10 protein-coding genes are annotated in these 12809 nt (G+C 45.3%); 7 read left to right on the forward strand and 3 right to left on the reverse strand.

Annotated features, from left to right (window positions below; genetic code table 11):
• Positions 1-312 precede the first annotated feature (312 nt).
• On the forward strand, positions 313-1572 hold the full coding sequence (locus QMA41_RS04070; RefSeq protein WP_281628922.1) for a dicarboxylate/amino acid:cation symporter: 1260 nt from the start codon (positions 313-315) through the stop codon (positions 1570-1572).
• A 65-nt stretch (positions 1573-1637) separates the two neighbouring features.
• On the opposite strand, the gene QMA41_RS04075 is transcribed toward QMA41_RS04070, so the two are convergent.
• Complete coding sequence (locus QMA41_RS04075; protein WP_006958945.1) at positions 1638-2132, reverse strand: outer membrane beta-barrel protein; 495 nt, start codon at positions 2130-2132, stop codon at positions 1638-1640.
• Between the two features lie 102 nt (positions 2133-2234).
• On the reverse strand, positions 2235-6164 hold the full coding sequence (gene hrpA, locus QMA41_RS04080) for an ATP-dependent RNA helicase HrpA (protein ID WP_281628923.1): 3930 nt from the start codon (positions 6162-6164) through the stop codon (positions 2235-2237).
• 361 nt (positions 6165-6525) lie between these two features.
• Between hrpA and QMA41_RS04085 the strand changes: the two genes are divergently transcribed.
• Entirely contained in the window at positions 6526-6702 is a 177-nt protein-coding gene (locus QMA41_RS04085; protein ID WP_171346446.1) for a hypothetical protein, read from the forward strand.
• Positions 6703-6749: 47 nt separating this feature from the next.
• Positions 6750-7229 carry a porin gene (locus QMA41_RS04090; protein ID WP_006958949.1) on the forward strand — a complete coding sequence of 160 codons (480 nt, stop codon included), beginning with the start codon at positions 6750-6752 and terminating at the stop codon, positions 7227-7229.
• Between the two features lie 52 nt (positions 7230-7281).
• Here QMA41_RS04090 and QMA41_RS04095 read toward each other — a convergent pair whose 3' ends face one another.
• Positions 7282-8574 (reverse strand): MipA/OmpV family protein, encoded by a 1293-nt coding sequence (locus QMA41_RS04095; RefSeq protein ID WP_193756595.1) that lies wholly within the window; start codon positions 8572-8574, stop codon positions 7282-7284.
• 151 nt (positions 8575-8725) lie between these two features.
• Here QMA41_RS04095 and QMA41_RS04100 point away from each other — a divergent pair, with 151 nt between their 5' ends.
• The 4 genes from QMA41_RS04100 (at position 8726) to QMA41_RS04115 (ending at position 12797) form a co-directional block, all read left to right on the forward strand.
• Positions 8726-9097 carry a hypothetical protein gene (locus QMA41_RS04100; protein ID WP_064488330.1) on the forward strand — a complete coding sequence of 124 codons (372 nt, stop codon included), beginning with the start codon at positions 8726-8728 and terminating at the stop codon, positions 9095-9097.
• Positions 9094-11001 carry an alkaline phosphatase family protein gene (locus QMA41_RS04105; RefSeq protein ID WP_281628924.1) on the forward strand — a complete coding sequence of 636 codons (1908 nt, stop codon included), beginning with the start codon at positions 9094-9096 and terminating at the stop codon, positions 10999-11001. The genes QMA41_RS04100 and QMA41_RS04105 overlap by 4 nt, the downstream gene beginning before the upstream one ends.
• Positions 11002-11079: 78 nt before the next feature.
• The gene (locus tag QMA41_RS04110) at positions 11080-11538 is read left to right on the forward strand and encodes a TerB family tellurite resistance protein (protein WP_021456630.1); all 459 of its coding nucleotides are present in this window, start codon (positions 11080-11082) and stop codon (positions 11536-11538) included.
• Positions 11539-11687: 149 nt separating this feature from the next.
• Positions 11688-12797 (forward strand): FAD-dependent monooxygenase, encoded by a 1110-nt coding sequence (locus QMA41_RS04115; protein ID WP_281628925.1) that lies wholly within the window; start codon positions 11688-11690, stop codon positions 12795-12797.
• Positions 12798-12809 lie beyond the last annotated feature (12 nt).

Genomic DNA, 12809 nt, shown 5'->3' on the forward strand with positions numbered 1-12809 from the left:
AGATCGGTTTCTTAAATCATTAGAGAAACCGATCTTTTTTTTAACATATCAGTGTAACTCCTCCACCCTACCTCCTAATCACACAATGTATTACAAAGCCAAAATCTATCCTACAAACCAATGGCAAACGTTTGCTATTGATTAAAAAATTATCACTCATCAATGAAAGTGCTTTTAATTGGCTCGATTGACTTTGCACCTTATTGCTAAATGTAAAAATAACGTGTAAAAAGCGAGGCGAATTATTATCTAATTAAAATATTTAACTTAGATGGTAATTCTGGGAATTTAAATTTTGTTAGCACAGAGGTTATGGAAGTGTTAAAAGAAAAGAATTTGCTAAGCAACATTGGCGTTCAGGTTGTCATCGCTATGATTGTAGGTACTGCCGTGGGTGCCTTCATGGGAGACAGCGCTACCATCTTCGCTCCATTAGGTGCGATTTTTATCAATTTAATAAAAATGCTGGTTATCCCATTGGTCGCCGTAGCCTTGATCTCAGGTGCTGCAGGTCTAGGTAACAGCCAATCGGCTGGTAAAGTGGGCATAGTCACCTTAGGTTACTTTGGCTTAACGTCAGCACTTGCCGTCGCCCTAGCACTATTTATGGGTGAAGTATTCAAACCGGGCATGGGTATCGATGTTTCAGGCATCGAAGGCATGTTCTCTTCTGAATACGCTTCTAAAGGTGAACTACCTTCTTTCTGGGCAACCATCACAGGTATGATCCCAACAAACGTTTTCCAGTCACTGAATGAAGCAAACATACTGCAAATCCTAGTATTCTGTATGTTCTTTGGCATTGCGATTTCTAAGCAAGCTAAAGAGCGTCGTGACCCAATCATTAACGGCATAAATTGCATTGTTGATGCAATGGTTTGGATGATCAACAAGGTTATGATCATTGCTCCGCTAGGTGTATTTGGCCTGATGGCAGAAGCAGTAGGGACATTCGGTTTTGGCGCCTTAATGGTGGTATTTAAACTGTTTGTTGTCTACATCGCTGCAATTCTTATCTTTGGTTTCGTTGCCTACCCTCTTATGGTTCACATCTTCACTAAGACCTCTGCGAAGAAATTCCTGACAGCGATGAAGAAGCCTCAAGCCGTGGCTTTATCTACCGCTTCATCAATGGCGACTCTGCCAGTCACGATGGATACCTGTGAGCATGAGCTAGGTGTAAGAAACTCGACAGCGTCTTTCGTTCTCCCGCTAGGCGCAACGATCAACATGTCAGGTAACGCCATTTACTACGGTTTGGTCGCGATCTTCTTCGCACAACTGTTCAACATCGATCTTGGTATGGGCGCATACATTGCCATCATTATTACCTCGACACTTGGTGCCGTTGGCCAAGCAGGTGTACCTGGTCCTTCGTTCCTAGTGGTTGCTGTTCTTCTGGCAGCGGGTATCCCTATCGAAGGCCTGCCACTCTTGTTCGCTCTTGACCGTATCTTCGATATGATCCGTACTGCATTGAACATCACAGGCGACGCCGCTTGTGCTGTGATTGTTGATTCACTGATTGAAGAAGAAGCGAAAGAAGCTGAACTACATAAGCAGCAAGCTTAAGCGCTGATTTCAGGTAATAAAAAGCCCGGCTAGTAACATAGCCGGGCTTTTTCGTGATGTGTCTATTACAAGAAGTGGAATGTCGCGTTTAGCGAGAAGTTTTTCACATCGTCTTCTTTCATGTTGAATACGCTGTAGCTCGCGCCTAGAGAAATAGGGCCCATGACGAAGTATTCCGCACCAACACCATACATTACGTCGATCTCATCTTCTTTAAAACCACCATCGGCTTTAATATCATATGAGTGTAGACCGCCTTTCGCGTAAATATGCAGTGGACCAAAATCGAGACTTGGTTTAGCTGCAAAGTAAACTGAAGAACCAGTCAGGTTAGTTTTGATACCAGAGTAATCAACACGGTCGTAATCACCTAAGTTTTGATAGCCCGCTTCCAGACCGATGAGTGGCAAAATACCAGTACCGACATGAACGTTGTATGACGTTGCTGACTCACCACCTAAGTCTGCTTGACCTACACTTGCACTGCCGTAGATCCATGAGTCTGCTGATGCTGTTGCTGATGCACCCAATAATGCTAGTGCGAGTAGTGTCTTTTTCATATTAACCTTCTTTATTTTCCCTTAGCAGAAGCTGCCGCGGCAATCCTCTGCCAATCTCAGTCAAAATTTTGTTATGTTTAAATTTTTATGCAATTTATATACCTAACAATCGTCAATCGCGTTCTTCACGCGTTTGTCCGATACCGGATATGGCGTACCTAACTGCTGAGCAAAATAGCTGACGCGCAGTTCCTCAAGCATCCAACGTACTTCTTTGACGTTGTCTGGTACCGCCATTCCTTTAGGAATTTTGTTGAGCAATTCTTTATAGTCGTTGGCCACTGATTCAATCTTCAGCATATGCAGACGGTCCTTGTTAGGATCGATCGGCAATTTTTCCATACGACGCTCAATCGCTTTCATGTAACGCAATATATCTGGAAGACGTTTCCAGCCACACTCCGTTGCAAATCCTTTGAAGATCAATCCTTCAATCTGAGCTTTGATATCTGACAAAGCAAAAGCCATTGTGAAGTCTATCTTACCCTTTAGCTTCTTATTAATACTGAACGCGGTCGTCAAAATTGTCTCAACTTGTTTCGCAATCTCAACAACGGTGTCGCCGAGTTCCGCTCGAACGTGTTCTTTCAACTGTTCGAACTGCTCAGGCTGCCACACTAGGCCGCCCTTCTCTTCAATCAACTTGTCGACACCACAAGCGATACAGTCATCAATCAGATCGAGTACTTTTCCATAAGGGTTAAAGTAAAGACCCAACTTAGACTTGTTCGGCAAATTGCTATGCAGATATTTAATCGGAGATGGTACGTTAAGCAAAATCAGACGACGCTGACCCGCTCTCATCGCTGAAACCTGTTCTTGCTCTGTCTCGTAGAGCTTTATTTCAACACTGTCTTTGCTATCTACAATCGCTGGATACGCTTTAACATCGTAACCACCACGTTTCTGTTGATACACTTTCGGCAGCTCACCAAAGCTCCAAGTATGAAGGCCTTGCTGCTCGATATCGTCATCTGCAACTTTCGACAGGGTTTCCTGAACCTTGTCTTTCAGGCTTTCTTTTAGCTCATGAAGATCGCGATTTTCTTTCAGCTTCCGGTTTCTATGGTCCACGGCACGAAATGTTACCTTAAGGTGATCCTGAACCTGATCCATGTTCCAATCGTCACGCAACACTTCCACACCCGTCATACGACGCAGCTCTTTTTCCAGAGCGTCAAGTAAAGGGGCTTCCATTGGCGTGGCACGAGCTAAAAATGCATCAGCGTAGTTCGGTGCAGGTACGAAGTTCTTACGAATCGTCTTAGGCAGCGATTTTATCAGGCTAACGACCAGCTCATGACGCAATCCCGGAATTTGCCAATCAAACCCAGCTTGTTCAACCTGATTCAATATAGGCAGAGGTAAGTGAACAGTCACACCGTCATTGTCTTCACCCGGTTCAAACTGGTAACTCAGTTTCAGTTTGAGGCCATTTTGGTGCCAGAAGTTAGGGTAATCCAGATCGGTAACGTGGCTCGCGTCACCCTTAAACAGCATCTCTTTTTCAAAATTCAGTAGTTCGCTGTTCTCTTTAGACGCTTTCTTCCACCACGTATCAAAATGGCGGCCCGAGACTACTTCCGTCCCAACTCGTTGATCATAAAAATCTGCCAACTCATCGTCATCGACCAAAATGTCACGACGACGGGACTTGTGCTCCAGCTCTTCCACTTCTTGTAGCAGCTTATGATTCTGTTTGAAGAACGCGTGCTTGGTATCCCATTCACCTTCAACAAGGGCGCTGCGGATAAAGATTTCTCGACTAACCGTCGCGTCAATACTGCCGTAATTCACCAGACGCTTAGGCACAATCGGGATGCCATATAGCATCACTTTTTCGTGTGCCATGACGGCTGCACGCTTTTTCGACCAGTGCGGTTCACTGTAACTGCGCTTAATGAGGTGCTTCGCCAGCGGTTCAATCCATTCAGGTTGGATCTTGGCAATAATGCGCCCCCATAGCTTCGAGGTTTCCACCAGCTCGGCTGACACAATCCATTTCGGCTGTTTCTTAAACAAGCCTGATGCAGGGAAAATATGAAATCTCGCGTTACGCGCACCTTGGTACTCATTTTTCTCTTGGTCTTTCATACCAACATGAGAGAGCAACCCGACCAAAATCGCGCTATGAGTACCTTGATAACTAGCAGGTTCATCATTGAGCTTGAAATCCATTTCACGCATAGACTGGTGAATCTGGAAATAGACATCCTGCCACTCACGCACTCGCAAGTAGTTTAGGTAATCTTGCTTACATTGTTTGCGGAACTGATTCCCCGTCAATGCCTTTTGCTGCTTCTGAACGTAATCCCATAAATTAACAAACGTCAGGAAATCCGATTCTTCATGGAAGAAGCGCTTGTGTTTATCATCCGACGATTGCTGTTTATCGCTCGGTCTTTCTCTAGGATCCTGAATCGACAGCGCTGAAGCAATAACCATCACTTCTTTCAATGCGCCATATTTTGGCGCTTCAAGAACCATACGAGCCAAACGAGGGTCAATCGGCAGACGGGCCAACTGGCGACCAATCGAGGTCAGACGCTTTTTAGGATCTTTCGCATTTTCATTAATGGCACCCAGCTCTTCCAGTAGTCGCACACCATCTTGAATATTGCGCTTATCAGGTGCTTCAACGAACGGGAACGCTTGAATATCACCTAATCCTAATGCCGTCATCTGGAGAATAACCGACGCTAAGTTGGTACGAAGAATTTCTGGATCCGTAAACTCTGGACGAGATTCAAAATCATCTTCCGAATACAAACGAATACAGATACCTTCCTCAACACGACCACAACGACCTTTACGCTGGTTCGCACTCGCTTGAGAAACTGGTTCAATCGGCAGACGTTGTACCTTGGTACGATAGCTGTAGCGACTGATACGCGCCGTACCCGGGTCGATGACATACTTGATGCCCGGTACTGTCAGAGAGGTTTCAGCAACGTTGGTCGCCAATACGATTCGACGTCCTGCATGAGGTTGGAAAATTTTGTTCTGTTCACCCGCTGAGAGACGTGCATACAAAGGTACAATTTCAGTGCTTTTTAGATTGCGTTTTGCTAGCGCGTCAGCAGTATCGCGAATTTCTCGTTCACCGTTCATGAAGATCAGGATGTCGCCCAATCCTTCATCACACAGCTCATCAACTGCGTCAAAAATACCTTCTAACTGATCGCGATCGACGTCATCGTCACCACGTAGCGGACGGTAACGTGTTTCTACCGGATAAGTACGGCCAGACACTTCGATGATAGGCGCGTCGCTAAAGTGTTTCGAGAATCGCTCAGGGTCAATGGTCGCTGAGGTGATGATCACTTTCAGATCGGGGCGACGCGGCAAAAGCTCTTTGAGATAGCCGAGAATAAAATCGATGTTGAGACTGCGCTCGTGCGCCTCATCGATAATGATGGTGTCGTACTGATTTAAGAAGCGATCGTGCTGAATTTCAGCCAGCAAGATACCGTCAGTCATCAGTTTGATTTGGGTATTGTCTGAGATCTGATCGTTAAATCGAACCTTATAACCTACAAACTCACCCAGCTTGGTTTCCATTTCTTCAGCGATACGATTCGCCACCGAACGAGCTGCAAGACGTCTTGGCTGAGTATGACCAATCAAGCCATACTGACCACGTCCAAGTTCAGCACAAATCTTTGGCAACTGAGTGGTTTTACCAGAGCCTGTTTCACCGGCAACGATAACCACTTGGTTGTTTTCTATCGCCTCTGCAATCTCATCTCTTTTCTGACTAACAGGCAGTATTTCTGGATATTCAATGGTTGGCTTATAACTGGCTCTTTGCTCTACATCCATCATGGATTTGGCGATATCCAATGCAATTTCGTCAAACACAGCATGACGAGACGCTTCTTTCTTTATTTTACTCGCGCCTGAAATGCGCTTGCTCAGACGAAATCTGTCTTTGAGCATGCACTGATTCAATGCCTTGCGAAGAGAGGCGGCGTTATTAGCCTGCCCTTTGTCTTCAGAGGCGGGATTTTTTTCTGGCTGTGACGAAGTCAAAGCGTTACCTATTCTTTTCACTACATAAAACTGTCGCGGATTGTATCACAGTCGCTATGGCAAATGTCTCAATGCGCAAAGCAAATTTTCCGTCAATGCCAAGCTTGATTTTGCTGTAATCAAAGCCCAAAACTGCCAACAGATTTAGTTATCAACCCCAAGTTTGGTGCTAATGCGCTGTATTTTATGAAATTTATATAATCAGAAAATAATAAGTTTAGCGTGATTTATAACAAGCTTATCGCCTTGTTATGTCTAATACCCTGCCTTGTTCCATTCTATGCCTCGTCCAAATGAGGTCACGAACGTTCATCTCGTGACCTTACTTATAACGTCTGTCTGACTACGAAAAAGGCATTTTATGTTCAACGACGAAACACAAGATGTACTCGACTGTATTGTGGCATTGCAGCCAAGGGGGCGCAGAAGAAAGCGCAATACAATCAGCGTTGATAAACGCAAGCAGCTGGAAGAACTGAAGTTCCAGCTAAACATGGATCGTCTGGAAAGGAATGAGCTTCCTTACAGCTTCAGCTAATTACACCAATAAACCTTTATTTAGATACATTTAAGAGAAAGTTAATCATGAAATTGAAAACCGTCATCCTCCCTATCGCAGCGCTTCTTTTCGCCGGTCAAGTTATGGCAAACCCTTACATCGGTGCGAGCTTTTTGTACTCAGATTACCAAGTTAAAAACGACGATCTGGATCTAAGCGACACAAACAGTGGTTACAACCTTTACGCAGGCTACGCGATTAACTCACTACTTTCTGTGGAAGCGGGTTACGCTGACTTTGTTGATACCAACAAAGACTTAGAGCACATCTACTCAAATGCTTGGCTAGCAAGCGCTAAATTAACTCTACCTATCACTATTTTCGATATTTACGGCCGTTTAGGTGTGGGTCACTTCCAAAACAACATCAAAGACAGCGATGACATCTACTACGGTGTCGGTGCCGGTGTAAAATTAGGCCCTGCACGTATTGCTCTTGAATACACACAATACGAAGCAAAAGTGGTTGAAAACAGCTATGCACTGAGCGCTGAATTCCACTTCTAAAACGCAAAAAGCCGTTAGCGAATCATCACTAACGGCTTTACCTATCTTTCGGTTAAAAATCGAACTGAACATAAATTGTGTTGTAGTTACTGCCACCTTTAATCCGGCCATACTGAGAAGCTTGCTCAAATATCGCACTGCGGTGATGGAGCGAATACCCTACCCACATATTGTCCAAGTCTCGATTATTGATCAGATCACCCACATTTATGTCGAATGAGAAATCTAAATAGTTCAATAGATTACTCGCGTTATACCCCTTGGAGTCCATTTCAGTCTGTTCAATGTAGGTAATGCTATCAATGAACGACATGCCTTCGGCGACGCCAAATCGCCACTGAGTGGGCCAGTTAAAGGTATAGTAAGCCTTAATCGCCGCAACATACTCAGTACTGGCAGATTGCACATCTGAGGACCAGTGATGAACAATACCCGGCGTAAAATAGATGTCCAACGGCACGCCAAACAGTTCATCTGTCAGTGGGTGTCCATAGAAGAAAGAGGTCATCTGGTTGTTGTAAGGATCTTTCTCTGTATTGAGCTTCATGATATCGCCGATGTTAGACGGCGTTGCCCAACCGTGCGCAATTCGGAAATAGCGTTTGTTCTTGAGCTCAGACTTTGGCGCTTTTGACTTGTCGTTGAAGAAACCAAAACCAATGTAAAACTCCCCCTGATAACGGTCTTCAACCGTACTGGAGTGATACGCATTGTTATCCAAGCGAGTTACGCTGGTGGAACCGAGCAAATAAAGATTGGAATAAACATGATAACGAGCATCGATTCCCACATTCAGATCCACGCCACCACCGACATTTTCTTTAGTGACATCTGAGAAGGTGTAATACTGGCTATTAAAGTCGGCATCTTTATACCGCAGGCGCGCATGTGGCTTTAGTTCCCAGTCCCCATATTCAAACTCGCCTGAGATACTCAAGTTGCTGTGAAAACGAAACTCATCATCCGTCATCAATTCAGCATCAAGATACCAATCTTCATCGAGGAAATAGCGTAGCTGGCCACCAAAGTCGACGGCATCTCCCCCGTTCGAGTTTTGCTCTGATGAAGGAATATCAACAAACCGAAGCCGCATCAATGCACTTAACTGAAAAGCTTCATCCTCTGGCTTATAAAGATAAGCTCCGCCCTGCAAGCCTTCGACAAACACATGCTCGTTCTCGAAATACATCATCGGTACAAACGTACCAACCGTCTGGTCATTGTTACCCGTGTAAAAAGGGATAGACGCCATACGATAGACAGCCGCAATACCCCAATCCTGTTCACTGATGCTGGTTTCTTCTTCGGCTGCTGCAGAAAAACTGATGGCACTCGCGGCCAACATCGTCAGTGCCAACTGTCTATTTATATTAATCATTTTTTGTCCAAAACTGACTGAACGACTCAAATTCTCATCAATCGATAAAGTTAATACTTATCTTTAAGCTCAATTCACCGTTAATATAAGAGTATATGTTCGCCTAAATCCAATAATTGTGAAAGCATCAGATTTAAAGAAACTACTCGACTCCCTTCCTGAAGGACAAAACCCTAACATAGTCACGGGTGAAGAATGGCTGCCCGAACGCTTGGTCAATACCTACCTAGACGATGAGATGCTGTTCTTAGAATTTGATAACGCGCCAGAAGAAGCTCAAGGTGAAGAGGAAGGACGTGGCTTTGTCGAACATGAAGTTGACATGATTCGTAAACGATTTGAACAAATTCTTGACGAAAGCTCCGATACAAAAACCAAAGCAGATGCTATGCTGGCCCTCTTTCTTATGGGTCATGAGATGTCGAGCTCCGAGATCATCGAAATCATGGAAGACCCTGAAGTACCTAAGGATCCAACAGAGAACCAATGAAACCGACGCCTGAATTACCCTTCCTATTAGCCGGCCCGATATTAAGAAAATCCACCGCAGAAGAGCTTGTCTTCTGGCTGGTCACCAGTCGCCCTCTTGAAGGCCAATTTGTCCTTCATCATGAACCGGATCATGGGGTGGTATTTCAAGAAAACCTCAGTCATTGCCATCAAATTCAGGTCGGTACTCGCTGTTTTGTCACCTTGGCGCATTTCAAACATCATTTTCCAACCGACGTAGCGCTCAGTTACGAATTTGAGACTCAGCTAGGCCCGCTTAGTGAACTAAATCCGCATTTGCTGTACAAGGATGAAGAAAAACTCACATTTAAGATTTCAACCAAAGCAGATTATGTCCTGCACGGTTCTTGTCGCAATCCACACCACCCAAGCAAAGATGCGTTAGTTAGCATCGACACTAAACTTGCCACTCAATCACTGGACGAGCGACCAGACATGTTGGTCATGAGTGGCGACCAGATCTATGCCGATCATGTTGCGGGGCCGATGTTGGATGTCATCTTGCAAACCATTGACATGCTCGGCTTACCTTCTGAATCGTTCAGTGACGCGCCGATTGATTCCGCAGAAGCTTTGTACGCACACCCAGACTGTTTTTTCGGGCGGGATAAAATACTGCCCCATTATGTGGGTGATGGCTCCTTACTAACCAAGTTTTTTCCTAAACGACATGTGCCTATCTTCAGTTCTCGAGAGAATGAAAACCACCTCATCACCTTTGCTGAGTTTTTCGCCATGTATATTCTGGTGTGGTCACCGACACTTTGGCCGTGCCTCAATCTGACACGCTTGCTCGATAAAGCATTCGCTCACAATGGCAAAACACTGTCGCCCAAATGGCAGCAGCAATGGCGTGAAGAAAAGCACATACTGGAAGATTTCATTCAGGGCTTACCTCAGGTCCATAGGCTGTTTGCTCACGTGCCGACTTATATGATTTTTGATGATCATGATGTCACAGATGACTGGAACCTGACGGTGGGATGGGAAAAAGCGGCGTACAGCAACCCGTTCTCTAACCGAATTATTGGGAATGGGTTAATCGCTTACTGGTTATGCCAAGGCTGGGGGAATGAGCCAGATAACTTCAATGATGAGTTTTTGTCTGTCGCTCTCAAGTATTTAAAAAGCCCCTCAGAACAACACCAAGATGACTTCATTCGTTATCTTTACAGTTTCGAAAGGTGGCACTTTACTATCCACACCTCCCCTAAGGTCATAGTGTTGGATACTCGAACTCGAAGATGGCGCTCCGAATCTCGAATGAACAAACCATCTGGCCTGATGGACTGGGAAGCTCTGATTGAGTTTCAACAAGAGCTGATGCATCAGGACAAGGTGATCGTTGTTTCTGCCGCGCCTATGTTCGGCGTGAAATTCATTGAAGCACTACAAAAAGGCATGACGACCCTCGGTCAGCCACTGGTAATAGACGCAGAGAACTGGATGGCCCATCCAGGGAGCGCTAATACACTACTGAGTATTTTCACCCACACCAAAACACCAACCAACTTTGTTATCTTGTCCGGCGACGTGCACTACTCTTTCGCTTACGACATTAAGCTACGCTTTCGACGCTCCAGTCCTAATATTTACCAAATCACTTCCAGTGGATTTAAAAACCAGTTTCCAGAACCGCTATTGGCGGTGTGTGATCATATGGACAGGCTACTCTACTCACCTCGTTCGCTACTGAACTTTCTGACCAAGCGAAAGAGATTAAAAATCAAAAAGCGCGACCCTAATACCGAGGGCGTTCGTCGTTTGGTCAACACCAGCGCCATTGGCGAGCTGAAACTTGACGACCACGGCAAGCCTCTACGCATTTCGATATTGACGGGTGACGGCAAGGAAATTGATTTCCCACCGATAAAAGAAAAGTAATCTTTTTGTAAAGACACTTGTGCTCGCCTCATATAATCACTATCTATAGAAATAGGAACAAATTTTGAGGCGCATCACATGTTGAATTCAATCACGACCCTATTTAAACAACTCATCGATGGTCAGGATCTGGGAAACCACGCAGGTACCGATCCAAATCTCGCTATCGCTTGTTTGCTTTGTGAAGTCGCGGGGGCGGATCATCAAATCAATCAGACAGAGACCGAAGCCAAACTTCAACTGCTGACAAGATTGCTGGATCTAAGCAACGAAGAAGCCATAGCTCTACTCGACCGTGCAGAAGTAAAAAGTAAAGAATCTGCATCACTTTATGAGTTTACATCTCAGTTGAGAGAACTCAGTCAGGAAACCCGCTTCGACTTGATCAAAGCAATGTGGGAAGTTGCCCATGCCGACGGCGAGATTGACCCACTGGAAGATGCCGTCATTCGCAAAACCGCAGAACTATTGTATGTTGATCATAGTGAATTTATTCGCGCCAAATTACAGATAGTTGAAGGTCAAGACGGGCAATAATCATTCGCCATTAATTGAGCCATTGTATCGGTTAGCACGCCTCAAAAGGGAATCTGCGATCTTTAAGCAAAAAGTTTACTTTTTATGTATTCAGTTGCCTAACTTACTGTTACCGTACGGAAAATACTAACAATACATGGTGAAAGTAAATGAACAAAGCCTCTCTCAAAGTAGCGATCGTAGGGGCTGGACTTAACGGTCTGGCGCTAGCGTTATCGCTTCGCTCGTTCGGCATCGAAGCAACGATCTATGAAAAGTCAGATAAACCTCGAATCGACGGCACAGGTATCATTATGTGGCCTGAGGGAATGCAGGTCCTCGCGGCGTTAACGGATGCGGCCAAGATCAAAACACTAGGCAACACCGTCGATATTATCACCACAGCGGCCTTTAACTCCGATATCCTGAACCAGCTTTCAATGCGTCAGGCAGGAAGCAAAGTGAACGCCGATGTCGGCCTGTTCCATCGCCGCGATCTCTACCAATTGCTGCTTGATACCTACGGTGAAGAAAACATTCGCACTGGCCAACATTGTACGGTCGAAAACGATACCATTATGATCAATGGTGAGCCGTTGATTGCAGATGTAATTGTGGGTGTAGATGGTGTCTTCTCTCAGGTGAGAAAGTTTGTTGCGCCAGAAGTTAACCTACGTCAACCAGGTGTTTACTGCTGCCGAGGCATGGTTGATTACCATAACCCTGCAATTAGCGACGACGAGTGTTATGTGTTTGCGGGTATGCAGTCACGCATCGTGACCTACACCTATGATCGTGAAACGCATGGCAAGTACTGGTTCGCCGCTTGTAAAGTTGAGCCGGGCGAAACACTCGACAAAGCCAAGATTCTCGATAAATTCAGCCACTACTCTCCATACCTACTGGAAATGATCGAGCAGACCCCAGAAGAGCAAATCCTGCCCTCTCCTTTGGTCGACGTTGCCCCCTTTGAGCAATGGTCTCGTGATAATACGGTACTGCTGGGTGATGCCTGCTGCGCGGTACTGCCAACCATGGGAATTGGTTTTAGCCTTGGGATTGAGAATGCGTTTATCCTCGCGCAAAGCTTGGCTTCCAACTTCTACGATATTCCTGCGGCATTCGAACGTTATCAACTGCGGGCACAGCAGCGCTCTCACGAATTGCAAAACATCACACATCGTCTGAGTGAGTTAACGTATACCGAGGCGTTCAACCCCGTAGAAGTGGCGGAACTCTATCAGCAGTTCACTATCGTCAATAGCCGCTCTCCGTTCTAATTCAGGCTATGA

The organism is Vibrio sp. St2 (assembly GCF_947311885.1).
Lineage (GTDB): Bacteria > Pseudomonadota > Gammaproteobacteria > Enterobacterales > Vibrionaceae > Vibrio > Vibrio coralliilyticus.